The organism is Synechococcus sp. W55.1 (assembly GCF_047461655.1).
GTDB lineage: Bacteria > Cyanobacteriota > Cyanobacteriia > Thermostichales > Thermostichaceae > Thermostichus.
Window position 1 is genome coordinate 1 of record NZ_JANSHN010000030.1, and the last position, 24,497, is coordinate 24,497.

Below are 24,497 nucleotides of genomic sequence, written 5' to 3' on the forward strand. Positions count from 1 at the left end.
GGAAGAGACTAAAATCCTGCCGTCAAGTGGATGGGGCATCAGAAACCCCATCCGCCTATGCGGTGGGGTAGTTCATTCTGGCCATATCTGCAAAAGGGATCCCCTGCCGTCGGTTCTTCCACGGCTTGTCGAGCCTGACCGGGCGATCACCCCTGCAGTTTCCCGAATGGATTGCCGCAACCGCTTCCGGGCCCAGGGCACCAATCCGGTATTCAGCCAGTCTCCCGAAGTGCTGATTTCTTCTATCTCACCGCCTGTGCAAGTGCCTGCAGCCCTGCTCGCAGACGTTCCTCGATGTCGGCCTCTAGCTGTAGTGTTCCGGCAGCGTCCAACTGAATTTGAGAACTCAGGATATAAACCCCTCTCAGGATGTGGGTTGCCCCCATCACCGCCAGCACAGGTTTCATCGCAAAGTCGATGGACAGCAGATGGGCCAGGGTTCCCCCGGTGGCAATGGGGAGAATCACTTTACCGGTAAAGGCGTCTTGATCCAGCAAATCCAGCAGTGCCTTCAACACACCTGGATAGGAGGCTTTGTAAACGGGAGCAGAGATGACGATCCCGGTAGCTTGGGCCACCTTTTGCTGAATTGCCTTGAGTTGAGGGCTATCGAACTTGGCCAGCGCCAGATCCTCTGGGGGCAAATCCCGCACCGAAACAAACTGAGTGGTCAACCCCAGATCGGACAGGATCCCGGCAGCGTGATGTAAAACGGCTTCTGAGCGAGAAGGAGTGCTGGGACTACCGGAGAGCAGGAGGATGCTGGACATAGGCCGCAGACAGAATACTGCCTCAGTTGTACCAGGGATCCCATGTGAAATGATGATTAACCCACTCTCGCCCTGCCCCAGCATGCACGATAGCTTTGTCTCTCGACGTCATTCCCTGCTGGTCAAATTGCGGGCAAAATATGCCCCCCAACTCCCCACCTACTCAAGGGGTCGGGAACGTGATAGGTTAGATTCAGCAAGGGTTTCAGCTTGCTAAACTTGAGATTGATTTACGCGGGCGTAGTTCAGTGGTAGAACGCTAGCTTCCCAAGCTGGATGTCGTGAGTTCGAGTCTCATCGCCCGCTTTCCCCAACCAACCGGCAAAACCCGCTTTCCGCAAGCATTCCCGGGCTTGGCCTAGTCCGGGAAATCAATGAGCTCAAGGTAAAAAGGGGTAGTTCGGGGTCAGTAAGATCTCCTTGGCCAGTGCCCAGTTAGGCAATGAAGCATGCAACTTTACGAGTACGACTTCTATGCCTGGACGCAAAAGCAAGCCGCACTGCTGAAATCGGGGCAGTGGGATCAACTGGATATCGCCAACTTGGTGGAGGAAATCGAGGCTTTGGGCAGGCAAGAACGCCGGGAATTGCTGCACCGGCTGGGGATCCTGGTAGGGCATTTGCTGAAGTGGCAATTGCAACCCCACCTGCGAGGCAAAAGTTGGCGGGCAACGATTACTGAACAACGCCGCCAGATCCAGCGATTGCTCAAAGACAGTCCCAGCCTCAAGCCCGATCTTTCGGCAGCCCTGCAAGAGGCTCACCAGGACGGGATCCTGTTGGTGGTGAGAGAAACACCATTGTCTGAAGCAGATCTGCCTGCCCAGTGTCCCTACACATTTGAGCAGGTGATGGATCCCGACTTTTATCCTGGCAAGGAAGATCCCCAGTGATCTGCTCAGCCCCCGGAACCAGAACCAGGGAGGGAGGGATCCCGACCCCGGTGGGTCTCCATCTGGCTGTCCACTACCCGTCGCAGCACTCCGTTGACGAAAGCGGCGGCCTCAGGATCCCCGTATTTTTTGGCCAATTCTACAGCTTCGTTGATGGCAACCTTCACGGGGCTGCTGGCCAGTATTTCCATCTCCACCACCGCCAGGCGCAGGATATCTCGTTCGATCCGACCAACCCGCTGCAATTGCCAACCCACCAAAGCCTTTTGCAAACGAGCATCAATCGCCTCCTTGTGGGTTCGCAGGGCAGTTAACAGTTGCAAAGCGTAGGCGCGCACTTCTTGGGATTGGGCAATGTACAACAGTTCCGGCATGGACAGGGCAACGCCCACCCGGTTGACTGCTCTTTGGGACAACTGGACAACCTCATCCAAGATGTGGCGGACGCTGTGCAGCCGCTGTTCCAGGTGTTCTAAGGCTTGGCCGGCGTTGCCGAGGGCCACTTGCACCTGCTGGATTAGCTCCAGCAATTCCCCCCGTAAGGCATTGGGGTCAGGAACGTCCGCCTCCTTCAGAGTGATTTCCAGGCGCTGCAGGTGTCGTTGGGCCTGCTGAAGGCGGAGGGTGACGGAGCGGGATCCACCCTCTTCCTTGGGATCCGAATCGGCCAACAATAGAGGATCGCTCTCGTGCAACAAACGGTCGCTGCGCTGGATTTCCGCCGCCGCTGTGGAGAGGGTTTCATGGGTCTCTTCACTCAGGGCGCGGATGGCTGCCAGCAGCAAGTCCTCCAGTTGTTTTTCGCTCAGTTTGGCCGCCGTGGCTGGCAGTTGATTGACCCCCAGCAGGGCCAGTTCGCGGGCAATACGCCGAGGTTGCATTGCAGAATATCCATAGCTTCTGAAAGACTGCCCCATTGCCGCAAGGCGGCGCGCAAGCGCTATCGGGCTTAGCCATGCTAGCAGGTTGCCAATCCATGAAGAACGAGAGACTCACCCGGTCAACCGGCCCTAAAACTGCGACTTAACACCCGAAACACCAAAGATGAACTCTGCTCTGTGCCAAAGCGAGATTGGCTGGATACCGAGAGGGTGAGCCGTCGTTTGCTGCGGGTGATGCCCACATACAGCAGCCGCAGCCGCTCCGCTGCCAAGTCCAAAAAGGCTTGCTTGGTGGCAGAGTCGGCCTGCAGATCCCAACAGCTTTTGGGGCTGAGCTGCCGCAACTGGGCCAGGGCCTCCGCTTTCATATCCACATCTTCCAAAAACCTCAGCCCCAGGGGCCGCTCCTCGTACTGGGTGGGAAACTCGTAGGCCGACACCTGGGGGATGAACACCTGATCCCATTCCAGCCCCTTGGCCCGATGCAGAGTCGAAACGGTGATGCTGCCCGGCTCTGGGTCGAAGGCGAAGATCTCCGAAGGCAAGTTGTTGAGGCGGTGATCCAGAATCACTTGAAATTCTTGGGCGATCTCCTGCCAATCGGTTTCGGGCAGGGATCCCAGCACCTGCTCCAGCTGATCGATTACATAGCGACCCACAAACAGCTCTTCCGGCTTGCGGTAGAGGCTTTGAACGATCACATTCAGCACCTCCGGCCAAGGGGAGCGCCCGGCCCGGAGCCAACCGGCAAGGGTGCGCAGCAGCCTGCCCAAGTTCTGCCAAGGCGGGCCATCGGGCAGAGCGGGAGCCTCACCAAAGTTGGGAAATAGCAGCCGCTCCGGCAGAGAGGCGCGGATCCAGCTCAACATCGGTCCCAGTTCAGCACGTGGGATCCCCGCCCAATCCGCCAAGCAATCCACAGCAGCAGCCAAGCGAGTGGGGGCAGTGGGCTGGGCAAACCAGTCGATGATTCCCTTGAGCTGCAACAACACCCGCCGCTGACTGGGACTGCCCCGCAACAGATCGATCACCCGCTCCGCTCCCATTTCCTGGAGATAGCTGAGGGCTTTGCCCCCCAGCTCGTTAGTGGTGACCAGAATGGCCACCGTTTGGCCGGGAAAAGCTTGGGCGGCTGCAATGGCCTGCCGCGCCACCTGTTGCAGCTCCTCTTCCGGGGATCCGACGACCCGCAGAAAGTCCACCCGACCTTCGCTGGCCGGAGGGTTTTGGCCACCGGAGGTAGCCAGTTGAATGGGCTGGGGGGCCAGAGCGGTGCGCAAAGCCGGGATGGGGTGCTGCTGATTCACCCACTCCACCAGACGGTTGGCCAAAGCGATGATCTGGGGGGCGCTGCGGCTGGATTCATCCAAGAGCACCACCTGAGGACTGGCCTGGCAAAAGGCGCGAAACAGCCGCGGCTCGGCGCTGGTAAAGGTGCCCATGATGCTCTGGTTGGGATCCCCCACCCGCACCAGGTTGCCGGTGCGTTGGCTGAGCAGCCGCAGCAGCTCTTCCTGCAGGGGGGAACTGTCTTGGGCCTCATCCTCGAACAGGTAGTCGTACCAGTTCTGCACCTGCTCCCGCAGCTCTGGACTGCCCTCGATCAAATCCACTGCTTGCCAGCCCAGGTCGTCGTAGTCTAACTTGCCCAGGCGACGCAATTCCGCTTGATAACCGGCGTAGATGGGAGCGGCCCAGCCCAGATAGCCCTCGCTGGGGATCACTTCTGGCCCCAGGCGCAGATTCTTGGCCCTGCTGATGACCACCTGCACCATCTGCTGGAAACTGCGCCGGAACTGGGCTCGGTTTTGGGCGATCTTTTGCGGGTTGTTGTCGCCGGGGATCAGCGGCTCCCAGAGCTGAGTATGGCGGACGAGCCAAGCGCGGCACAGGCGGCTGAGCAACCGCTCCTGTTCGTATCCCTCCAAAATAGACAGCTCCTCCCAACGGCTGGGGGCCTCCCGCAACACCCGCAACGACAAAGAATGCAGGGTAAAGGCCTGGGTAAAGCGATCCGGATACCCCGCCCGTTGCAAACGTTGATTGATGCGGCTGATTAAATTGCCCCGCGCCGAACGCATGTAGGTGAACACCCCGATGCGCTCCGGTGGGATCCCCCGATTCAGGATCAAATCGGCGATCAACAGCTCCAGAATAAAGGTCTTGCCGCTCCCCGGAACGGCGGCGATCCCCAGCGGCCCCGATTGGTAGGCCAACGCCTGTTGCTGCGCCGGACGCAGGGTGACCTCAGGAAAGGGAGAAGAAGCCAGACCTGGCATGGGATCCCTGCCTAGCCCAGGATAAAGGTCTCGATGGCTGCCGCCACCCCGTCTTCTGCCACAGGAGGGGCAATCCAATCGGCATGGGGCAAGAGAGCTGGCGAGGCATTTCCCATCGCCACCCCGATCCCCGCATACCGCAGCATCTCAATGTCGTTGTCGCCATCGCCAATGGCCATCACCTGCTCCGCCGACAACCCCAGCATTTCCTCGGCCAAAAAACGAACGGCATTGCCCTTGTTCACCGCCGGATGGGTAGCCTCGAGAAAAATCGGCTCTGAACGGGTGAGGTAGAGCTGGTCAGGGGAATACCGCCGCCGCAGGGATCCCTGCAATTCCTGCAGGAACTCGGTATCCTCAGAAACAGCCAGGATCTTGGTGGGGCTTCGTCCGTATTGGGCGGAAGAGAACATCTGGAACGGCACCTGAGAGCGCTCAGCATAGGCCTGACTGAGAGGGCTCAGCTCCCGTAAGTAGAGCTGGTCATCGATGTAGAGGTGAACCCCCACCGGCTGATCCTGCAACGCTTGCAACAACTCCTCGGCCAGCGGCCAGTCCAGGCTCCAGTGCTTTAGGGTCTTTTGGCTATCGGGATCCCGAATTAAAGCCCCCTGGTAGCTGCATAGGGGCATATCGGCCCCAATCGCGTAGTGGAACCGCTCGGCAGAACGATGCATGCGACCCGTAGCGATGGCTACTCGCACCCCTGCTGCTTTGGCCTTCTGAATGGCCTCCCGAACCGGCTCTGAAACCTGGTTGGAAGGCCCGGCAATCGTGCCATCGATATCCACCACCAACAGCCGAATCTGGGCACGGGGTGGAGAAGATACCCGCTCTCTTTCCTCGGCTTGGACGTTAGCCTGAGTTTGCATTGCTGTTGTTTGCCCTCCTCCTGGCAACCTTCCAGACCGTAACATGGCTCTGCCTCGATTGGTTGACGGTCATTGGCCGGCTCAGTACACAAAGAATCAACACAGAAGAATTGAACAAGTGAGATGGCCGGGTGGGGGATCGGTTTCCGCCCCTATTCCCGCCAACGAGAAAGCGTAGAATTAAGAAAGACTAGCCCCGTGATGGACGAAAACATTGTGATCATGCTGAAACGAATCGGTCGCGTCTGCCGGCCTCTGCTGGCCATTGCCCTGGCCTTGACCTTGGCCCTGGCTCCCCTAGGCGCTGTTTGGGCACGCAGTGGCGGTCGCATTGGCGGCGGATCTTTCCGGTCTCCGACGTTCTCTGCCCCCCGCTCGATTGGCCCGCACTACTCAGCTCCTGTATACCCCAGCTATGGAGGCGGCTTTGGTTTTCCGCTGCTGGTGCCCTTTTTCTGGGGAGGGGGGGGTGGCGGCCTGCTGACGCTGCTGCTCTTGGTTGGGGCAGGTAGCTTTTTGGTGCAGACGCTGCGCTCGGGGATCAGATCCGAAGAAGGGGACGATAGCATTGGGGTTCGCGATCCCCAGGTAACTGTTGCGCAGGTAAAAGTGGGACTGCTGGCCAGCGCCCGGCAACTGCAAAAAGACATGAACGCCCTGGCTCTGGAGGCGGATACTCAGTCGCCAGAAGGGCTGAGCCAACTGTTGCAAGAGGTCACCCTTGGCTTGATGCGCTACAGCGACTACTGGGCCTATGGCCATGCCCAAGCGGAGAAGCTGCCCCTCTCCCGCGCCGAATCCCTGTTCTATCAAGCCTCTTTACAAGAACGGAGCAAGTTCAGCGTCGAAAGCCTCAGCAACCGCAACAACCAGATCCAACAAGTCTCCCAAGCGGCGCTGCAGCGATCTGCTGCTGGGATCCCAGATGTTGGCGAGTACCTGCTGGTAACTCTACTGGTTGCGTATCGTGGTAACTTGGGTACACTACCTGTAGTTAACTCCATGGCGGATCTGCGGCAGTGCCTGTTGCAGCTGGCTTCGATTCCGGCAGATCGGATTGTGGCCATCGAAGTGCTGTGGACGCCGCAGTTGGAGGGAGACACCCTGTCGGCAGAGGCGCTGTTGACCGAGTACCCGGAAATGCGGCTCCTTTGAGAGCCTTTGGGCGATAGACGGCAACTGTTGGCTGAGTGTCTCAACTCCTCGGGATCCCCGCCGCTCAGGCTAGGGAGGTTGTATGTCCGGGTTAGATGCTTCAGCGGGCAGAGGCCGTCGTTCCCCTTGGGCATGGTCTGGCCAAGTCAAGCAGGCAGATTCTCTGTTGGATGAGCTGTTCGAGGATTTGGAGAACAGCTTGGAAGAGGGGCTGTCAGAAGCCGGCGAATATCCTTACCTCGGCACACGGCCCCCACTGCCTTCCCGGCGCTTCTCTGCTGCCGGAGGATTACTGCTGGGTATGGCTTTGGCCGCTACCTTGGTGGCAGGGCTGGCTTTTTGGATGACCCTGCGCCCGCGGGCGGTGGTTTTTTCGCAGGCCACTCGGGATCCCTTGGCTGAGGCACCCAATTCTTCCCATTCCGATGCTCACCAGGAGCCCTTGCTTCCCACTGCTGCTGATGTGGATGAAAACCCCAAAGCTCCACCTGAGGATTCTGCAAAGGCTGTCTTGGTCGAACCGGCAAAACCGCCGACTGTTGCCGCTCCTCTTGCTTCAAGAGGGGCTGGTCTTCCCTCTCCCCCCAGGGTACCTGCGCCTCCGGTGCCAGCGCGGATCCCACCCCAGCCTCTGCCGCAGATGAAGCTGGTGGGATTGATCCATGATCCAGGTGCCCCCAAGGCTCTGATCTTGATCGACAACGTGGTGCGGCAGGTGGCTGTTGGCCATGCGGTGAAAGCAGAGTGGCGGGTTACCTCCATCAGCCCCTACGGTGTGAGGGTGAGCAATGGTGCTCAAAGCGTCACCTTGCAGTTGGGACTGTCGCAGCGGATCTGAATCACCTGGATAGGGATCCCTGCTGGGTTGAGCAGCGCCTGGAGGGTGGGAGATTGGATTGAAGGAGAAGGGGCAGATGAAATTCGCCAAGCTGGGGCGAATGAGCCGCTGCAGAGTGGGAGTGGGCTTAGTTCTGGGATACCTCTGTCTCGGGCTGTTGGCTTGTCGCAGTACACCCCCCCTCTCAGAATCCCCCTCTGGGATCCCAGCGGCCTATGCTAGCCGCCCGCAACTGCAAGGGAAGGCAGTGGTGGAGCTGGAGGTGCAAACTGCTGAGGGGGTAGGCAAGGTGATCCTGGAGATCCACGGGGAAGCGGCACCCCTGACCGGCGGCCAGTTCGTGGATTTGGTTCAGCGGGGCTTTTACAATGGCCTCACCTTCCATCGGGTGGAAAAGGATCCGCAGCCTTTTGTGGTGCAGGGTGGGGATCCCCGTGGTGACGGTACAGGGGGTGCAACAGAGCCGGGGAGCAACCGCCTGCGCACCATCCCCCTGGAAATTCAGCTGCGTGGGGAACCCTACCCCCGCTACAACACCTTGATCCAGGATCCCGCTGCTCTGAGTAAGTTGCTCTTGCCCCATCGTTTGGGGGCGGTGGCCATGGCCCGTTCTAGCCCACTTGACTCAGCCTCTTCCCAGTTTTACATCACCCTCTCTGCTCTGCCGATTTTGGACGGGCGCTATGCCGTGTTCGGCTACGTCACCGAGGGGATGGAGTGGGTGGAGCGCATCCAGGTGGGAGATGTGATCCGCTCGGCGCGGGTGTTGGAAGGAGCGGACTTGCTTAGGGTGCCGGGATCCCAACCGGAAAGAGCAGATCAGATGGAGGATCCCGGCAGTTTATGATGGGCAGCAACTCTGCTGCTGGTTTGGTTGTTGTGGCTCTGGCTTTTGCCTTGAGGAAGGGCAAGTTTTGCCCTCGTCCCCTCCGCCAACACCTGGGCACCCTTTCATGCAAGAAGACGCTTTTTCCCCCCTTGAGCCCCTAGACGAGCTGCCACCTCACTCACCGCCGGAGGTGGATGTGGAGCTGATGCTGCAGCAGTTGCAGGATCCGGATCCCTATTTGCGGATGCAGGCGGCCCGCGCCTTCTGTGAGATCGAAGAACCCCGCGCCGTTAAACCCCTGCTGGCCCTAGTCCGGGATCCCTGCCCGTTGGTGCGGGTGGGAGCAGCCTATGCCCTAGGTCGGAATCCGGATCCCGCTGAGGTGGAGGTGCTGATCGAGGGCTTGCGCTGGGATTGGAACGGCTATGTGCGCAAAGGCTTGGTGTGGGCGTTGGGCAATGCCAAGGATCCGCGGGCGTACCCGGTGTTGCTGGAAGTGTTGGCCGGGGATATCGCGGCAGTGCGATTGTGGGCTGCCAGTGCCCTCGGACAACTGGCCCAGGCGCAGGCGTTGCCCGGCCCGGCATTGGATGAGGTGGTCGCAGCTCTCTGCCGGGGCTTGGCTCAAGATCCAATCGCAGCGGTACGCGGCAACTGTGCCTGGAGCTTAGGGATCCTGGGGCAACAGGTGAAACTGGCTCTCGAGGATCTCATTGTTTACACGATGCTAACAAGGCAATTGCTGACCAGCGCCAGTCGCGATCCCGATTGGGGGGTGCGGGATGACGCGCGGCTTGCCCTACAAAAGTTGGCGGATCCCGATTTGCTGGAGCAACTGGATAACCTCAGCCGATCGTTATAGTCATTTTTAAACTAGATTGAGACACTCCCCAAGCATTCCACGCTGCTGCCCCTACTCCCAGCCTCGCTGCCAGAGGGAGAGGGGAGCTAGACGAAAATGTTTCATTCCCGTTTAACGAACCAGATCGAGTGTCACCGAACCAGATCGAGGAGCCAAGCAAAGTAGAAGCGGCTGCGAATGGTTTGTCGCTGCTGCACTTTCCAGCCCCATTCGGTTAATTGGCTCACCAAGGTCGCCTCTCGGTGTTGATAGGCGCGGGTGGTTTTGCTGGGGCCGGGGAAGAACTCTCCCACTTTCTTCAGCAGCGTCAGCCAGGGGGTTTTGGGGGCAAAACTGAAGATCAGGCGGGACCGAGCCAGGCGGGTCAGGTGCTTTAGCATGCGCAGGGCCTCGGCTTCAGGGTAGTGGATCATCACATCGAGGCAGATGACGACATCGTATTCCCCCGTCAATTCCTCCAGATCCGAGACCCAAAAGTGTGGGTTGTCTGTGGATCCCAACTCCATTTGCTGGCGGCGGCGTGCTTCGTTCACCATTTGTTCCGAGATGTCGCTGGCGAACACCTGTGCCCCCCTGGCGGCCAAGGGCAAGCTGAGGCTGCCCACCCCGCATCCGGCATCACAAATGCGTAAACCGGAGGGATCCCCCAACCACTGCAACACCGTCTCTACCGTGCGGGCATGGCCAAGGCGGATGTCTTTTTGGACGAAATTGACTTCTTCTTCGCCATAGATGCGCCGCCAGCGCTCGAAGCCAACGGAGTTGAAATAATCGCGGACAATGGTTTTTTCCTGCATAGAACTTCCGGCTAGGGATCCGGCGAGAGAAAAAGATGAACGCTCTGCTTTTCTTCGCCAACGCGCATCCCATTCTACCCCGAGGCCCCGTAACCCTCTGCATCGTTGCCCTAGGATTGTATTAGAATTAACTCGCATGCCTTGGATGTTGCACCATGACCGAAGCTGAGATTGCCCAAGCGTTGCAGGCTCGGTTGGCTGCCCCGGTCAAAATCGCGGTCAAACGCCGCCAAGGTCATCTGCATGTTCTTCTGAATCGATCCTCCTCGGCCCGAGTGGACTACCCCCATCTCACGGAGCGGGTGCGGGTGGAGCTCAGGGCGTTGGGCTTGCCCGGCTTAGAGCAGGTCACGGTGTACGGGCGTGAGTCGGGACATTCTGAATACGAGTGGGAGCAAACGGCCCCCTTGTTGAACCCGCTGCTGGCCTCAGAAGAAACCACAGTTCTGTTGGAAAAAAAAGGCGATCGCCTACTGCAGGATCTGACAGTTGTTGCCCCGGATTCGGTCAACTCAAAGCCTGAACCTGCGCCGGAGAATCCTGTCGGGAAAACCGACATAGGCAGCAGGTCCCGCATCTCCTGGGTGTGGCTGGGGGGAGCTGTACTGATTGTTGGAATTGGGGTGATTCTTTTGCTGGTTGCCCTTCTCTGAAAGAGCTGGGTAAAGGTTCTTGTTCTTGTCTTGGGAAAAGCCTCAGGGAGCGTTGCCGAGAGTCGCCGATGGACTTTGAGAACGCCGGGATCCGGTCAATTGGGCTTTTTGCAAGGCATCCTGCAGCATTCGCTCCACCAACTCGGTGAACGTCCACCCCAGAGCTGCCGCCGCATCGGGACAGAGGGAAGTGGGGGTCATGCCGGGCAGCGTATTCACCTCCAACACCCAGGGGTTCTCCTCGGAATCCACCCGCAGATCCACTCGCGCCAAGCCTTCGCACCCCAACGCCTGGTAGGCCTTCAGACCTGCAGCCTCACAGCGGGCCAACCCTGCCGGGCTGAGGGAACAGGGGATCAAATGCCGCGAGCCACCGGGTGCGTACTTGGCTTCGTAGTCGTAGAAGTCGCCTTGGGCGGGGATGATCTCAATGGCCGGAAGAACTTGGCCGGACAAGATCGAGAGGGTGATCTCCTTTCCGGGAACATAGCGCTCCAGAAAAATCCGCGACGAGACTGAGCGGGCCAACTCCAGCCCCTGAGCAAATGACCTCTCATCCCGGACAATGCTGATGCCCACCGTCGAGCCGTTGTTGCTGGGCTTAATCACCAGTGGGGATCCCAACTCTGCCGCACAGTCAGCCCAAGTGAGGGGGCTTTGGTCGTCCCAAACCTGCCAATCGGGGGTAGGGATCCCCGCGGCGCGAAAGATCTGCTTGGAGACCAGCTTATCCATGGCCAGAGCACTGGCCAGCGGCCCGGATCCCTGGTAGGGCAGGCCCAGCCAGTCCAGCATTCCCTGTACCACCCCATCCTCGCCACCAGGGCCATGCAGGGCAATCCAAACGAAATCGCAGCCGGCTTGCCGTTCCTGCCAAAGGCGCAGCGGCAGATCCTCCTCTGGGTCGATCACCTTCACCCGGTGGCCCAAATCCTCCAAAGCTCGCTTGCAGGCTTTACCCGTTACCCAAGAAACTTGACGTTCTGCCGAACGACCCCCCGCCAAGACAACAATGTTCATGGCTTAACCCCGAAGCACTCCCCACCCTTGACAACCGGCACCAAGATACCGGCATTCCTTCACTCTACTCTACGAAGGGGGCCGCCGGCGGCGCAAAAACTCGGGAATATCCAAGCCACCCGACATCGGAGGCTCAGGCTCCGGGGGCTGTCGAGGCGGCAGCTCAGGGCTCGTGGGGGTGGGCTTACGAACCCCTGACTTGTTGGAGGCAGAAACTTTGGTTGCAGCAGGGATGGCAGCCGCACGGGCTTTCTCATGGAAACCGGTGGCAATGACGGTGATGCGCACTTCCCCCTGCATGCGCTCGTCTTGGACGGTGCCGAAGATGATGTTGGCCTCGGGATCCACAGCTTCGGCGATGATCTCGGCAGCCACTGTGACTTCATGCAAGGACAAATCCGGCCCACCGGTAATGTTGAAGAGGACACCTTTGGCCCCTTCGATGGAGGTTTCCAAAAGCGGCGAAGATACAGCGGTAATGGCAGCCTCGCGGGCGCGAGATTTGCCGGATCCCATGCCAATCCCCATCAAGGCAGAACCGGCATCGGCCATCACGCTGCGCACATCGGCAAAATCCACGTTGATCATGCCGGGGATGAGAATGATATCCGAGATGCCCTGCACCCCCTGACGCAGCACATCATCCGCAACGCGAAAAGCCTCTTGGACAGGGGTTTGCTCGGAGATCACCGAAAGCAACTTGTCGTTGGGAATCACAATCAGGGTATCGACTGCCTCTTGCAGCGCTTGGATCCCTTCCTCGGCCTGCTTGCTGCGGCGCTTGCCCTCAAAGGAAAAGGGCCGTGTCACCACTCCCACCGTCAGGGCACCGCTGGCTTTGGCAATTTGGGCAATGATGGGTGCTCCACCCGTGCCCGTGCCTCCCCCCATGCCGGCGGCAATGAAGACCAGATCTGCTCCTTTGATGGCTGCTGCTATTTCTTCGCTGGATTCTTCTGCCGCTTTCTGGCCAATAGCCGGGTTACCGCCTGCACCCAAGCCTCGAGTCAACTTCTGCCCAATTTGCAAGCGGTTCACCGTCGAGGACTGGGCAAGGGCCTGCGCATCGGTATTGACGCTCCAAAACTCAACGCCCACGAGGTTACTGGCCGCCATCCGACTGACCGCGTTGCCACCCCCACCCCCCACGCCTACAACCTTAATCTTTGCGGCATTGCTCGGCATGATCTCCTCTGGACGATCCGCCGCTCTGGTCTGAGATCCGTTCCTCTCATACTCGGCGTGAGAGCCTTCTCCCCTGTAGCCCTCATTCCAATGGGAAGGCGTTGACTGAGTTTGATCGAGCCCTTGCCCAGGATTGGGAGGATGGATGTCTGACCAATTGGATGGCATGTCAGCTCTCACGATAACTTAAATTCTGGCAAATATCGAACATGCTAGCTGATTTAATATAGAGCAACTCCCTCCAGATGCCAACGCTGCAGACGTTTGTGAATCTTCCGGTTGGATACGCCTCTCCTAGAGAGTCCCATTGGCAGAGTCGTAGGTAGCCTTCTGTCTCGCACTTTGCTTGTGAATCCTCCCTTGCGCAGGGGCATTTCTCTCTGAACTTGTCTCAAAGCTCTTCGCTGGGTGGATAGGTGTTCTCGAATACTTAGACAAAGTTTGGATGGGTCAAGCTGCTGCCGAGATGGCCCGCGATAGCAGCCCTTCCGCCGGTCACCTGCACAAGATCCGCTGCCAGAGCCCCTTACCCAAGTGGGCCGGGAACCCAGATGCGGACGGAGTAAACTCGCGAAAGGGCTGTAACGACATTCGTGATTGCCCAAAATGAACATCGCGCCTTGCTTTTCAAGTATCCGGGAATACCGGCCTCCTGTAGTCAAAATGGGATGCTGCCGGGGCACCTTTTTGGAGAAATAAACCACTACCAGAATCTGTTGCAGAGCGCTGTCCCTTGCAAGGGAGAAAGAGCCCAAAGGGTGGTTTCGGTACAAGAGGCCGACCCCAATAAGGCGACGAGTCCCCTATCTGGCCAAAGGCTGATAGAGGGCCGCTTCTAGAACTGAGGCTTTGGCATTCTGTGGAGACCCGGGATCCAGGTTTGCGTTCAGACCAACTCCAGGTGGATCTCCGCTTTCAGCCGTTGGGGGAGGGAAATTTTGAATACATCTCCCTGATTCATTTCCTGGGCACCTTTCATGCTGGCCAGGGCTTCCACCACTTCTTCGGAGTTGGCGGTTAGCACCACAACGGGGCGCTCGCAGGCAATGGGGAAATCGTGCCACGTGCCGAGGTGCAGCAGCAGCCCATGCCCGGCAGGGAATCGCAGGGCTTGTACTTTGTCGAGATCGGGAGCTTCTTGGGGATGGTTGGGAGGAGCCATCACCATGATGAACGGCTCTTGCCCCAGACCGACGAACAACTGGGTCATACGCATGTGGCGCTCTAGCCAGAGCACAGGTGGATAGCCGGGCAGGATCTTGGCGGTACGGATAACAGCTCTACCGGTGTACTGAAAGTCGATGTTTTGTCCTTCCAGGACACGCTCCTGATAAAAGGGGATCCCCAGGCCAGGATTGGTCACATCGTCCCCCAAAAGTTGGCCGAAGGGTTGCACATTTTCCGGGGTGGCATCCACAATCGGCACCCGGACAACGGTGGTGGCAGTTGCAGTCGTACTCATGGTTGGCATCCTCGCTCTTTCTTGGACTGGGGTCAATTGGATTGGAGTCAGACTTTTTATCTTATTGAGAGCGACAGGAAAGAAACGGTTTTCCCGGTAACGGTCTATGCGTCTCTAATTCTTACCTTGTCCTTCTTGAGGGCACGTACTAGGTCTCGAATTGAGTACCGAGGAGCGAGGAGTGAGAAGTGAGAAGAGAGGAGTGAGAGGAAGAAATCTCTCCTCTTTCCTCTCTGCTCTTTGCTCTCTGCGGCTGGTTGGGGCCGCACTCAGCGGAGTCAGCTATGGGCTGCTGGGGGTGGATCCCCACTGGGGGCTGGGCTTGGGGACGGCGGTGCTGGGGTCTATCCTATTTGCCCTGCGCTACCGCAAAACCCGAAAGTTGATGCCTGCCAGCTTGATGTTCATCCTCAGCTTGGGAGCGGCTGTCCTTCTGGGGCTTAGCTTTGGATCGGCTTAGGCGACCTCTGGTCGCGCCGGTGGGGCGGAGTCAGTCAGACATTCGATGTAGTCGATCTTCAGCTCTCGGCCCGAGCGAATCTCCTCCATCGGGGATCCGCAGTTGGGGCAAGCATAGCGCCGGCCTATCTCTGGCTTGTACTCTTGGCTACAGGGCTGGCAATAGGCAATGAGCGGCGTTTCCCGGATGACCAACTGGGATCCCTGTAGGAAAGTACCCTGGGTTTGTGCGGCATAGGCAAAAGTTAGGCTGGCCGGCTCTACACAGGTAAACTGTCCCACCACCAGGTGCACCCGAGCAATCTGAGGCTGTCCTGGCTGACTTTGCCACCAGTCGCGTAGTGTTTGGATCAAGGCGCGGGTCATGTCGGTCTCGTGCATCTCTCACCTCCAGTCGCCGACCATTTCTGGCGTCGCCTCCGGGTGGATGTAGGCGGGCTTTTCTCGGCGCGGCAGTTGCCCAGATACCACCAAATGCGCCAGCGTATCGCAAATGACTCGGGTGGCCATCAGGGCTGTGATATCGCTGATGTCGTAGGGGGGAGAGACTTCCACCACCTCTAGGCCGCAGATCGGCGCTTCCCGCACAATGCGCTTGAGCAAGTAGAGCGCTTCCCGCGGCAGCAGCCCACCGGGCTCCGGCCAGCCTGTACCCGGCACAAAGCCGGCATCGATGCAGTCGATATCGAAGCTGATGTACACACAATCGGTGCCGTCTAGAGCTTTTTCGAGGGCGAAATCGGCGGCTGCATCCAAGCCCATTTCGGTGATGTCGGTAACGGTGAGGATATGGGTGGCCCGCTCCCGGCACACTTTCACCCCTTGCCGTGGCACTTGCCAGCCGCCAATGCCCAGTTGCACCAGGTTATGGGCCGGTGCGTTGCGGATGTTGGTGGCATGAAACCAAGGACAGGTGTGCATGCGCTCATCCAAGTCGGTTTCTTGGGTGTCCACATGGCGGTCGAAGTGGATGATGCCCATCTTCTTGTCCCCCAAGTGGCGACAGATCCCCCGCACCGTGGGAAAGCCAATCGAATGATCCCCGCCCAGGATGACGGGAAAGGCGCCAGACCCGAAAATGTGAGCTACCCCTTTGGAGATTTGGTCGAAGGATTTTTCGTTGTTGGCCGGGATCGTAAAAATATCGCCGACATCGCAGAGGGTGATCTGCTCTCGCAGATCGACGCCAAACTCAAAGTTGTAGGGGGTGTACAGAGCGGAAATGCGCCGGATCCCCTGTGGGCCAAAGCGAGTGCCGGGCCGATAGGTGGTGCCGGAATCGTGGGGTACACCCACCACTGCCACATCGTACTCCCCAACTTTGCGCACATCCTCCAGGTAGGGAGCCTTGAGGAAGGTGTTGATGCCGGCATAATGGGGCAATTCGCCACGGGAAAAGGTGGGGATGGAGCGATCGCCGATGCTGGCTGCTGCCTCGAGGCCAAACTCTAAGCCTCGACTCACCTCTTGCTGCCAACCGGATAGGGAAAGCCTCGCTTCCTTGGCCAGAGCCGCTTGGGCTTCGGTAGAAAAGCCGTTATTTGCGTTCGATTCGGTGGTCATGGTTGGGATCCCCCGTTAGGTGGTGTATTCGGCGTTGATGCGCACGTAATCGTAGCTGAGATCGCAGCCCCAGGCCACGCCCTGGCCGGATCCCTGATGGAGATCCACGGTGAAGGTCACCGGATCCCCTTTCAAGTACTCAGAGGCCGCCTTGCGATCGAAAGCCAGGGGCATTCCCGCCTGCATGAGCAGAAAATCCCCCAGACGGATATCCAACCGGCGGCTGTCAAAAGGGATCCCGGCCCGTCCGGCGGCGGCTGCCACCCGTCCCCAGTTGGGATCGTTGCCAAAAGCTGCCGCCTTCACCAAGGGAGAGCTGGCGATCACACGGGCCATGTGTCGGGCTGCCGCATCATCCACAGCCCCACACACCCGAATTTCCAGCAGCTTGGTAGCTCCTTCCCCATCGCGGGCAATGGCCTTGGCCAGATGAATGCAAACTTGGTTGACCATCTCCGCTAAGGTCTGGGCAGCTTCTGTGCCGGCTTGCAGGGGTGGGATCCCACTTTGGCCGTTGGCCAGAGCCAAGAGCATGTCGTTGGTGCTGGTATCCCCATCCACCGTGATTTGGTTAAAGCTGAGGTCAGCAGCTTGCTTGAGGATCTGCTGCCACAGGCGGGGATCCACAGCCGCGTCGCAGGTTAAAAAAGCCAGCATCGTGGCCAAGTTGGGGTGGATCATGCCGGATCCCTTGGCAATGCCCCCGACCCTGACGGTGTACCCGTCGATCTCAGCTTGCAGGGCAACGCTTTTGGTCGCCAAGTCGGTGGTGATGATGGCGCGGGCGGCGCTCTCCCCCCCCTCTGGAGAGAGGCTGTCGATAAGGCCGGGCAGGGCTGCTTGGATTTTCGGCATTTCCAGTTGTCGCCCGATAACCCCTGTTGAGGCCGTGAGCACCTGATGGGCCGGGATCCCCAACCGTTCTGCCACCCAGAGGGCCAGTTGGGCATTGTTGCGCTCCCCTTCTTCTCCGGTACAGGCGTTGGCTTGCCCGGCATTGCAGAGAATGGCCCGCACCGGCTGCTGCTGGGCGAGGATCCCTTGGTTGTAGGTAACACAGGCTGCTTTGACCTGATTGGTGGTAAAAACGCCTGCCCCAACCGCATCGCACTCGGAAACGATCAAGGCCAGATCCGCAGCTCCTGAGGGCTTTAGACCAGCGGCCACTCCAGCAGCTCGAAACCCTTGCGGGGCAGTAACGGCGCCTTCAACCGGTCTAAATTGGGATCCCATGTGTTCCTTGGCCAGGGGGTGGTCGGCAATATCATACCGGCTGGCTGCCCGGATTTGGACTATCGCAAGCTTTCGGTGAAAAACTCTCTAAGAACCGGTTCTGAGGGCAAGAGTTGTAGTTATGCCTACCAAGCAGAGGCAGCAGAGAGGGGTATTTTGAAAGTGTGCGCTTTCTATCACCCATCTTTTCCCCTTTTTAGATTGGGAAGGATACTCTTCTATCCTCTGCTCTGGGAACTGCCAGCCATGCCTGTCCCTGTCATCACCCTCAACCATGTCAGCAAGGTCTATTCCAATGGCACGGTGGCTTTGCAGGACATGAATATGACCATCCAAGAAGGGCAGTTTGTCAGCTTGGTGGGGCCATCCGGCTGTGGGAAAAGCACGGTGCTGCGGTTGGTGGCGGGTCTGGGGCATCTGACCACAGGCTCTATCGAATGGGGGCAAAGTTTTGAGAAGAACGCCCCCCAGGGGGAGCCCAAGTTGGCCTTTGTGTTTCAGGAGCCGGCTCTCATGCCTTGGGCAACGGTGATGGACAATGTGCGTCTGCCCTTGAAGTTGGCAGGTGAGCCCAAGCCAAAAGCCGATCGAGATGTCTTGGAAGCTCTACAACGGGTGGGCCTGCAGGGGTTTGAGCGCAGTTTTCCCCGCGAGCTATCGGGCGGCATGCGCATGCGGGTTTCCATTGCTCGCGCCCTGGTAACCAAGCCGCAGGTGTTGCTGATGGATGAACCCTTCGGAGCTCTGGATGAAATCACCCGCAGCAAGTTGAACAGCGACCTGTTGGAGCTGTGGCAAGAAAAGCGCTGGACGGTGCTCTTCGTTACCCACAACATTTACGAGGCCGTCTACCTGTCCAACCGCGTGGTGGTGATGGCGGCTCGCCCAGGGCGGGTGATAGCCGATATTCCCATCGATGCGCCCTATCCCCGCTCGGAAGACTTTCGCACCTCTTCCCTTTACAACAACTACTGCCGTGAAGTGTCGGCCCGTCTGCACGAGGCCATGCACGGCTCAGCTCAGGATCCCCCCTATTTGCGCCCCCTCTCTGCTGGACGTTTGCGCTGATGGGATCCCTGGCTTAGCGGTGTTCTCTCTGTTGCGTAAGTCCCTTGATGCCCCAACCTCACGATATGTTCGACCTGTTTGTCCAGCTTCTCGAGCCATGGCGCCGTTGGCTGGGATCCCTTGTTGGCTTGGGGGAGAGCTGGCCTCTCCATTGGCCAGATTGGTCTCTGCCCAAGCTGACCGGCGCAGTTGGAGAAAAACTCGGATCCCAACCCACGGATGAGGCAGACATACCGAGTGCCGGCTCAGGGGTGCCTGCAAAGGGGTTGAATCTGGGCCGTTGGTTCAACCTGGAAGTGATTGCCCCCCTTATCGTCGGGATCCTCTTCTTGGTGGGCTGGGAAGTGGCGGTGCGGGTAACGGGAGTGCCCCACTACCTCTTGCCGGGGCCGATTTTGGTGGTGCAAACCCTCATCCGCGACTGGGGAACGCTTTTTCCTTCCCTGTTGATCACTGTGCAAATTACGGTGGTGGCCTTTTTGGCTGCCACAGTGTCGGGGCTTTTGGTCGCGATTGTGTTCACCCAGAGCAAATGGATCGAGCGCAGCTTTTTCCCTTATGCGGTGATTTTACAGACGATGCCCATTGTCTCCATCGCCCCGCTGATCATCATTTGGCTGCGCAACAACACCTTTGCCGCGATGGTGGTGTGCGCCTGGATTGTGGCTTTTTTCCCGATTCTTTCCAACACCACTCTGGGGCTGAACAGCGTCGATCACAACCTGCTCAACCTGTTCCAACTGTACAAGGCCAACCGCTGGCAAACGTTGATCTACTTGCGGCTACCCAGTGCCATGCCCTATTTCATGGGGGGCCTGCGCATCAGCGGTGGCCTCTCTTTGATTGGGGCGGTGGTGGCGGAGTTTGTCGCTGGTACTGGCGGGCAGCGGGCCGGGATCGCCTACCAGATCTTGATCTCCAGCTTCAACCTGCAGGTGCCCCGCATGTTTGCGGCCTTGATCTTGGTCACCGGCTTGGGGATCCTGATCTTTATTTCCTTAAGTGCTCTATCCGACAGGGTGTTGGGCAAGTGGCATGAGAGCGCTGTGCGCCGAGAGAACTGAAAAATTGAACTTTGGTGAAAATTAGGGCCCCCTCTCTAGCATCTAGCATCTAGGGTCATTTGGATTCAAACTAGGACGCTGCACCCACCCCTAAAACGTTGAACGCACGCGGCCAAAGGCTTTTCTCAATAGCTCAGGCGCCTCACTCTAACCTGAAACGACTAAGTGCCTTGAATAGGAGCAGGTGGAAGGCGTCTTCTGGAAAAGCCCAGAGATATCGCTGCGCTTGCTGTCGGCGGCTATCTCAGATGCTATTTTTGGGTTGCTATCGGAGGGGGATGAACTCAGTGCGGCCAATGATTTGCTGGCCTTGATCCGAGAGCGCGTAGTTGATGAAATCGGCCACCACAGGGCTAGTCCTCTGAGGTGCCACCAAAAACACATTCCGCGCCAAGGGGTAGCTGCCCCTCTGGATGGCCTCACGGGTGGGCATCTGGCCGTCGATGGGCACAATCCGCACCGTTTGCTGGTTCTGCACCTGATCGACAGTGCTGTAGGTGATGCCATCTTCTCCCAAAGCCCGCAGCAGCGGGGTGGTGACATCTTCTGTGGCGGTGGTGAAGTAGGGAGGGTTATCGGGAGCGAAGGGCAGCCCCAACAACACGAGTTCTTGGAAAACGCTGTAGGTGCCGCTCTGGGGGGCGCGATTGAGGACCCGAATCCGCCGATCCGGGCCGCCCACCTGGCTCCAATTGGTGATCCGACCCTGGAAGATATCGGCCAATTGCTGCAGCGTCAGTCCTCCTTTGTAGGGGTTGTTCACCCCCACCGCCACCGCCAGGGCATCTTTGGCCACCGGGATCGCCTGTAGACCCGCCTGCACTTCGCTGGCATTGAGGGGGCGGGAGCTAGCGGCCATCTGGATGCGACCTTCCATCAGGGCCTTCAGGCCGGCATTGGATCCATTGGGCTTGCCATCCGGGATCCCATAGGTGAGGGGAATGCCGGGGTTGCGCTGGGTGTAGCCTCCCTTCAGGGCCAAGACGATCCGGATCATCGTGACGCTGCCATCCATCTGGAGCACTGCTGGGTTGGGCAGAGAAGTATCCAGATTAACGGCGTTGGCAGGCGGGTTGGGTACCTGGGTCTGAGGGGGGTTGGGCGATGTTGGGGCTTGGGGCCGGGTAGCTGGAATCTGGCTGGGGATAGGAGGCGTGTTCTCTCTATTCAGGAATGAGTCCAACAGGCCGGAACGATAGGCATACCAGCCGCCGCCTCCCAGTATCGCGAACAAAAGAATGTAAACGATTGGAGGTGGGCCGGAAGGTCGTGCAGTCATGGGATCCCCCCTAAAGAAAATTCACGATCCAGACTTTTGAGACTTCCCCCTCTGTTGTATCAGCTATCCGCGCAGATTGGGTGAGCAGCAGGTTAAGGTGCATCTATCCGCACATGGCCGCCTCTCGTCCCACCTCGCGCAGCTCAATTACGTCCGCACGGGGATCCGCCTGCACAACTTCCAACTCGATCCAAGCCCCCAGAGGAATCTGGCGTTCTAGGCGCACCGGCACCCGAAAGGCAATCTCATCCAGCATGGCCAACACCAAGTTTTCCTGCTCGCGCAGGTAGCCCAAGACCAGAGCCCGCCAAATTTGCCCCGGTCGCAGGCGCAGGTATTCGATGCTCCAATAGCGCTTGGATTTCCGCTCCACCTGGTTGGCCTCAGCGGTGCCCGGCTCAATCCCCAGCAGCAGCTGCTGCACATCCGCCTCCGTCAACGGCAAGGGATCCCCGCGCAAAAAGGCCTTGATCTGGTAGTGGGCCACCAAGTCCAGGTAGCGCCGAATCGGGGAGGTAACCTGACAGTAGGCCTCAAGCCCCAGCCCTGTATGTCGCCCCGGCTGGGTGGCTACTTCCGCCCGCGATAGACAGCGCATGATGGCAAAAGACCGAACTGGCCCCTGGGGATACCTATCCAGCACTTCGGGAGGAGGTAAGTCGGGAGCCGGCTGCAGACGATAGGGCACCGGGATCCCATTTTGGCTGGCGAAGCGAGCCGCCACCTCGCCGGTGAGCACCATCATTTCCGCCACCATCTGCCGCGCAGGAGTATCCTCGATTACCCGGAGGTGGGGGATCTCGTCGATGACCTTGATATCTTGCTCGGGCAAGCCAATTTGGATTGCCCCTTGAGCCATCCGCCAGGCATAACGCCACTGGGCTGCCCGGGCAATGGCTGTCAGTTGAGCCTCTGCCCCCAACTCCAACATTTCATCGGCATCTTCGTAGGTGAGGCGGTAGGTCACTTTGATCTGGCTGAGGCAAATCTTGGAATCGCGGATCTGGCCGTCGGATCCCAGTAGAATGCCAAAGCTAAGGGCAGGCCGCACCTCTCCCTGCACCAAGCTCATCGGGCCAGTGGACAACTCCGGTGGGAACATCGGGATCACCCGCTCCGGCAAATAGACACTGGTGCCACGCTTGCGGGCTTCCAAATCGAGGGGATCCCCCCACTGCACCCAACAACTGGGATCAGCGATGTGGATCCAGAGCTTCACCGCGTCATCCGACCAGAACTCGACGCTGAGGGCATCGTCAATGTCGCGGGTGCTGGCATCATCGATGGTGTAGGTGTGGAGGTGGGTGAGATCCTGCCGCAGGTGGGGATCCCAAAAGGAGGGAGGCTGGCTGAGCAGGGCTTGGGTGTATCGCTCCACCGCCTTCGGGAACTGGGTTGGGATCCCGGTGAGGCGCAGGGCCAGGTTCTCGTGGCGGCTCCACAGGCCCAGGGCCACCAAAGCTTCAAAAGCCCCCTGCGGAGTGTCAGGAAACCCCATCAGCTCCAGCAGTTGCGAGGCCCGTTCCCGATCCGACGGGTTGAGATTGGAAGAGAGATCCTCGTGGCTGCGAATGGCTGCCGCCGCTCCCTGTAAGGCCAGGCGTTCCAGCACCTCCAGGCGGGCCCGCTCGGCAGGAGTCCAGGGATACCCTTGGCCGGGATGAGCCAGAGCCTCCCGCAGATGGGCCTCAAACTCTGCTTGTTCCTGCTGCCGTTGTTGGGCGACGGCCATTTGATGGAGGATCTCCTTCACCTGAGCCGGAGTGCGGGGTTCGTAGCTCTCCCCCTTTTGCTTGAAGTAGGTGCGATCCTCGCTCAAGAGGCGGTAGGCGGCATAGGTGGAGACCGGGGAATCATCAGAAAACAACAGCCGAGCCATCTCCGCCAAGCTCAGGGGCTGACGCTCCTCCTGCACCAGTTCCCAGGCCAACGCCAAACTTTCGGGATCCAACTTTGCTTGCACCGCCTGCCAAAAGCCGGGAATGTCGGAAGCCGTGAAGCTGGATCCCCCGTTCAAAGCAAAGGTAATCTGGCGAGGGTGAACACTATGAACCTGCCCAGAAGGCACCCCCAGCAGTAGGTTCTTCTTACCCTCAGTGCCCTGAACCACTGCCAACACACGGTCGTTATTGTAACGAAACTCCACCAGTGTGCCCTTTTCCACCCGTTCTCCTTATGTCTGCTGTCGTCAGATTGCAGGCTCTCTTCCATTCTCCACCAGCTCTGTCCGCCTGCCTACCTGGAAACCCCAGCCAGAAGACATACGGGCACTTGAATAGGTAGCAGATGTTAGATATATCGGTACTTAAGCATATAGGTATGTGATATACAGACACACGAGATACAAATTTTTGGGTAGATTGCGGTTATGTGTTGGGCACTGCGATTTCAGAGCAGAGGCCAGCTCTGCCAGGTTTGTGGGATAGGGTTACCAGCCAGGGCTCCTAAATTCCGTAGAGATACTGTTGCCAGCATTTCGCAAGTGGATACTTCCACTTCTTCCATGTGTGATATCCTAGAGACTAGGGGTAGGGCACAGTTACCATAGGCTGCTCCCCAATTGAGCAAGCAAAAGGGTGGTACTCAAGAGTCGTTTCCCTACAGTGAAAGTCACGGAAACAGGAGATTCCGTATTTCTTCACCTAAAACTTTTTAGCTTAGCGCTCAAAAGGTAAACCGTGGACAACCCAAAGCGACTGTTGCTCATCGATGACGATCCGAACTTAATCCTGCTGGCCAAGGACTACCTAGAGTTTCGCGGTTATGAGGTGGTGGCGGCGAGCAACGGTCTGGAGGGGTTCGAAGCGATGCGCCATTTCACACCAGACCTGATCATCTGCGATGTGATGATGCCAGAGATGGATGGCTATACCTTTGTTGAAACCATTCGCTCCAACAGTGCTACAGACTGGATACCTGTGATTTTTCTGTCGGCGCGTGGGCAGACGGCGGATCGGGTGCGCGGCCTGACCACAGGGGCAGATGTTTACATGGTCAAGCCCTTTGAGCCGGAAGAATTGGTGGCGCAGGTGGAGTCTTCTCTCAAACATACCGAGCGCCTGTTACAAGTGCAGAATGTGGGCATTCAGCCGGTCATAAAACTGGATCGGGAAATTGAACTTACGCCAACGGAAACCAAGGTGATCCAGTACGTGGCCAGGGGCATGTCCAACCGCGAGATTGCCGAAACTCTTGGGGTGAGCCAGCGCACCGTTGAAAGCCACGTCAGCAACATGCTGGGCAAAACCGGCCTGCACAACCGCACAGAACTGGCCCGCTGGGCGATAGAAAGTGGTCTGGGCAAAAAACCGCTATGATTCCTCTCCTTTTTCGGA

The 24,497-nt window shown here is 58.6% G+C and carries 23 protein-coding genes and 1 tRNA gene; 11 read left to right on the forward strand and 13 right to left on the reverse strand.

The window, feature by feature from the left end:
• Positions 1-242: 242 nt before the first annotated feature.
• A complete protein-coding gene (gene ssuE, locus NW816_RS12780) occupies positions 243-770 on the reverse strand; it encodes an NADPH-dependent FMN reductase (protein ID WP_414409402.1) in 528 nt (175 codons plus the stop codon).
• Between the two features lie 234 nt (positions 771-1,004).
• On the opposite strand from ssuE, the gene NW816_RS12785 reads away from it, so the two are divergent.
• Positions 1,005-1,076 (forward strand) — tRNA-Gly (locus tag NW816_RS12785).
• 143 nt (positions 1,077-1,219) lie between these two features.
• Positions 1,220-1,663: a DUF29 domain-containing protein gene (locus tag NW816_RS12790; RefSeq protein WP_414331397.1), complete on the forward strand. Its 444-nt coding sequence runs from the start codon at positions 1,220-1,222 to the stop codon at positions 1,661-1,663.
• A gap of 5 nt (positions 1,664-1,668) precedes the next feature.
• Here the strand turns inward: NW816_RS12790 and nusB are convergent, their stop codons facing one another.
• The 3 genes from nusB to NW816_RS12805 form a co-directional block, all read right to left on the reverse strand.
• Positions 1,669-2,544, reverse strand: coding sequence for a transcription antitermination factor NusB (nusB, locus tag NW816_RS12795; protein ID WP_414331399.1), 876 nt, complete (start codon positions 2,542-2,544; stop codon positions 1,669-1,671).
• Positions 2,545-2,663: 119 nt separating this feature from the next.
• Positions 2,664-4,823: an ATP-dependent helicase gene (locus NW816_RS12800; protein ID WP_414409403.1), complete on the reverse strand. Its 2,160-nt coding sequence runs from the start codon at positions 4,821-4,823 to the stop codon at positions 2,664-2,666.
• An 11-nt stretch (positions 4,824-4,834) separates the two neighbouring features.
• The gene (locus NW816_RS12805) at positions 4,835-5,695 is read right to left on the reverse strand and encodes a Cof-type HAD-IIB family hydrolase (protein WP_414409404.1); all 861 of its coding nucleotides are present in this window, start codon (positions 5,693-5,695) and stop codon (positions 4,835-4,837) included.
• 201 nt (positions 5,696-5,896) lie between these two features.
• Between NW816_RS12805 and NW816_RS12810 the strand changes: the two genes are divergently transcribed.
• From NW816_RS12810 to NW816_RS12825, 4 genes are all read left to right on the forward strand, one after another.
• On the forward strand, positions 5,897-6,850 hold the full coding sequence (locus tag NW816_RS12810) for a DUF1517 domain-containing protein (RefSeq protein ID WP_414409405.1): 954 nt from the start codon (positions 5,897-5,899) through the stop codon (positions 6,848-6,850).
• A gap of 82 nt (positions 6,851-6,932) precedes the next feature.
• On the forward strand, positions 6,933-7,688 hold the full coding sequence (locus tag NW816_RS12815) for a hypothetical protein (RefSeq protein WP_414330350.1): 756 nt from the start codon (positions 6,933-6,935) through the stop codon (positions 7,686-7,688).
• Positions 7,689-7,764: 76 nt separating this feature from the next.
• Positions 7,765-8,535, forward strand: a complete 771-nt coding sequence (locus tag NW816_RS12820; protein ID WP_414409406.1) for a peptidylprolyl isomerase — start codon at positions 7,765-7,767, stop codon at positions 8,533-8,535.
• Positions 8,536-8,641: 106 nt separating this feature from the next.
• A complete protein-coding gene (locus NW816_RS12825; protein WP_414409407.1) occupies positions 8,642-9,379 on the forward strand; it encodes a HEAT repeat domain-containing protein in 738 nt (245 codons plus the stop codon).
• 131 nt (positions 9,380-9,510) lie between these two features.
• On the opposite strand, the gene bchM is transcribed toward NW816_RS12825, so the two are convergent.
• Entirely contained in the window at positions 9,511-10,176 is a 666-nt protein-coding gene (bchM, locus tag NW816_RS12830) for a magnesium protoporphyrin IX methyltransferase (protein WP_414330343.1), read from the reverse strand.
• A gap of 155 nt (positions 10,177-10,331) precedes the next feature.
• Here bchM and NW816_RS12835 point away from each other — a divergent pair, with 155 nt between their 5' ends.
• A complete protein-coding gene (locus tag NW816_RS12835; RefSeq protein ID WP_414343653.1) occupies positions 10,332-10,829 on the forward strand; it encodes a hypothetical protein in 498 nt (165 codons plus the stop codon).
• A gap of 42 nt (positions 10,830-10,871) precedes the next feature.
• On the opposite strand, the gene NW816_RS12840 is transcribed toward NW816_RS12835, so the two are convergent.
• The 3 genes from NW816_RS12840 to NW816_RS12850 all read right to left on the reverse strand — a co-directional run bounded on the left by NW816_RS12840 (position 10,872) and on the right by NW816_RS12850 (position 14,496).
• Positions 10,872-11,849 (reverse strand): D-alanine--D-alanine ligase, encoded by a 978-nt coding sequence (locus tag NW816_RS12840; protein ID WP_414409408.1) that lies wholly within the window; start codon positions 11,847-11,849, stop codon positions 10,872-10,874.
• A 69-nt stretch (positions 11,850-11,918) separates the two neighbouring features.
• Positions 11,919-13,034: a cell division protein FtsZ gene (gene ftsZ, locus NW816_RS12845; RefSeq protein WP_414356337.1), complete on the reverse strand. Its 1,116-nt coding sequence runs from the start codon at positions 13,032-13,034 to the stop codon at positions 11,919-11,921.
• A gap of 886 nt (positions 13,035-13,920) precedes the next feature.
• A complete protein-coding gene (locus tag NW816_RS12850; RefSeq protein ID WP_414409409.1) occupies positions 13,921-14,496 on the reverse strand; it encodes an ureidoglycolate lyase in 576 nt (191 codons plus the stop codon).
• 202 nt (positions 14,497-14,698) lie between these two features.
• On the opposite strand from NW816_RS12850, the gene NW816_RS12855 reads away from it, so the two are divergent.
• Positions 14,699-14,956: a TMEM14 family protein gene (locus NW816_RS12855; RefSeq protein ID WP_414356331.1), complete on the forward strand. Its 258-nt coding sequence runs from the start codon at positions 14,699-14,701 to the stop codon at positions 14,954-14,956.
• Here the strand turns inward: NW816_RS12855 and hypA are convergent.
• Genes hypA through argJ form a run of 3 tightly spaced genes read right to left on the reverse strand, consistent with a single transcriptional unit; the run spans position 14,953 to position 17,751 of the window.
• Positions 14,953-15,336, reverse strand: coding sequence for a hydrogenase maturation nickel metallochaperone HypA (gene hypA, locus NW816_RS12860; protein ID WP_414356329.1), 384 nt, complete (start codon positions 15,334-15,336; stop codon positions 14,953-14,955). The two genes, NW816_RS12855 and hypA, sit on opposite strands and share 4 nt — an antisense overlap.
• A 3-nt stretch (positions 15,337-15,339) precedes the next feature.
• Entirely contained in the window at positions 15,340-16,518 is a 1,179-nt protein-coding gene (speB, locus tag NW816_RS12865) for an agmatinase (protein ID WP_414356327.1), read from the reverse strand.
• Between the two features lie 15 nt (positions 16,519-16,533).
• Positions 16,534-17,751, reverse strand: coding sequence for a bifunctional glutamate N-acetyltransferase/amino-acid acetyltransferase ArgJ (argJ, locus tag NW816_RS12870; RefSeq protein ID WP_414409410.1), 1,218 nt, complete (start codon positions 17,749-17,751; stop codon positions 16,534-16,536).
• Between the two features lie 246 nt (positions 17,752-17,997).
• Here argJ and NW816_RS12875 point away from each other — a divergent pair, with 246 nt between their 5' ends.
• Both NW816_RS12875 and NW816_RS12880 read left to right on the forward strand, forming a co-directional pair.
• Positions 17,998-18,819 (forward strand): ABC transporter ATP-binding protein, encoded by an 822-nt coding sequence (locus tag NW816_RS12875; protein WP_414409411.1) that lies wholly within the window; start codon positions 17,998-18,000, stop codon positions 18,817-18,819.
• A 47-nt stretch (positions 18,820-18,866) separates the two neighbouring features.
• A complete protein-coding gene (locus NW816_RS12880; protein ID WP_414406764.1) occupies positions 18,867-19,883 on the forward strand; it encodes an ABC transporter permease in 1,017 nt (338 codons plus the stop codon).
• Positions 19,884-20,148: 265 nt separating this feature from the next.
• Here the strand turns inward: NW816_RS12880 and NW816_RS12885 are convergent, their stop codons facing one another.
• Positions 20,149-21,162, reverse strand: a complete 1,014-nt coding sequence (locus NW816_RS12885) for a phosphate ABC transporter substrate-binding protein (RefSeq protein ID WP_414409412.1) — start codon at positions 21,160-21,162, stop codon at positions 20,149-20,151.
• 103 nt (positions 21,163-21,265) lie between these two features.
• On the reverse strand, positions 21,266-23,326 hold the full coding sequence (locus tag NW816_RS12890; RefSeq protein WP_414409413.1) for a ribonuclease catalytic domain-containing protein: 2,061 nt from the start codon (positions 23,324-23,326) through the stop codon (positions 21,266-21,268).
• A 514-nt stretch (positions 23,327-23,840) separates the two neighbouring features.
• Between NW816_RS12890 and NW816_RS12895 the strand changes: the two genes are divergently transcribed.
• Positions 23,841-24,479, forward strand: a complete 639-nt coding sequence (locus tag NW816_RS12895) for a response regulator transcription factor (protein WP_414409414.1) — start codon at positions 23,841-23,843, stop codon at positions 24,477-24,479.
• Positions 24,480-24,497: the final 18 nt, after the last annotated feature.

Bases quoted from the DNA above. Each gene is read 5' to 3' on its own strand.
- ssuE (WP_414409402.1), bottom strand. From the start codon at position 770: ATGTCCAGCATCCTCCTGCTCTCCGGTAGTCCCAGCACTCCTTCTCGC.
- NW816_RS12790 (WP_414331397.1), top strand. From the start codon at position 1,220: ATGCAACTTTACGAGTACGACTTCTATGCCTGGACGCAAAAGCAAGCC.
- nusB (WP_414331399.1), bottom strand. From the start codon at position 2,544: ATGCAACCTCGGCGTATTGCCCGCGAACTGGCCCTGCTGGGGGTCAAT.
- NW816_RS12800 (WP_414409403.1), bottom strand. From the start codon at position 4,823: ATGCCAGGTCTGGCTTCTTCTCCCTTTCCTGAGGTCACCCTGCGTCCG.
- NW816_RS12805 (WP_414409404.1), bottom strand. From the start codon at position 5,695: ATGCAAACTCAGGCTAACGTCCAAGCCGAGGAAAGAGAGCGGGTATCT.
- NW816_RS12810 (WP_414409405.1), top strand. From the start codon at position 5,897: ATGGACGAAAACATTGTGATCATGCTGAAACGAATCGGTCGCGTCTGC.
- NW816_RS12815 (WP_414330350.1), top strand. From the start codon at position 6,933: ATGTCCGGGTTAGATGCTTCAGCGGGCAGAGGCCGTCGTTCCCCTTGG.
- NW816_RS12820 (WP_414409406.1), top strand. From the start codon at position 7,765: ATGAAATTCGCCAAGCTGGGGCGAATGAGCCGCTGCAGAGTGGGAGTG.
- NW816_RS12825 (WP_414409407.1), top strand. From the start codon at position 8,642: ATGCAAGAAGACGCTTTTTCCCCCCTTGAGCCCCTAGACGAGCTGCCA.
- bchM (WP_414330343.1), bottom strand. From the start codon at position 10,176: ATGCAGGAAAAAACCATTGTCCGCGATTATTTCAACTCCGTTGGCTTC.
- NW816_RS12835 (WP_414343653.1), top strand. From the start codon at position 10,332: ATGACCGAAGCTGAGATTGCCCAAGCGTTGCAGGCTCGGTTGGCTGCC.
- NW816_RS12840 (WP_414409408.1), bottom strand. From the start codon at position 11,849: ATGAACATTGTTGTCTTGGCGGGGGGTCGTTCGGCAGAACGTCAAGTT.
- ftsZ (WP_414356337.1), bottom strand. From the start codon at position 13,034: ATGCCGAGCAATGCCGCAAAGATTAAGGTTGTAGGCGTGGGGGGTGGG.
- NW816_RS12850 (WP_414409409.1), bottom strand. From the start codon at position 14,496: ATGAGTACGACTGCAACTGCCACCACCGTTGTCCGGGTGCCGATTGTG.
- hypA (WP_414356329.1), bottom strand. From the start codon at position 15,336: ATGCACGAGACCGACATGACCCGCGCCTTGATCCAAACACTACGCGAC.
- speB (WP_414356327.1), bottom strand. From the start codon at position 16,518: ATGACCACCGAATCGAACGCAAATAACGGCTTTTCTACCGAAGCCCAA.
- argJ (WP_414409410.1), bottom strand. From the start codon at position 17,751: ATGGGATCCCAATTTAGACCGGTTGAAGGCGCCGTTACTGCCCCGCAA.
- NW816_RS12875 (WP_414409411.1), top strand. From the start codon at position 17,998: ATGCCTGTCCCTGTCATCACCCTCAACCATGTCAGCAAGGTCTATTCC.
- NW816_RS12880 (WP_414406764.1), top strand. From the start codon at position 18,867: ATGCCCCAACCTCACGATATGTTCGACCTGTTTGTCCAGCTTCTCGAG.
- NW816_RS12885 (WP_414409412.1), bottom strand. From the start codon at position 21,162: ATGACTGCACGACCTTCCGGCCCACCTCCAATCGTTTACATTCTTTTG.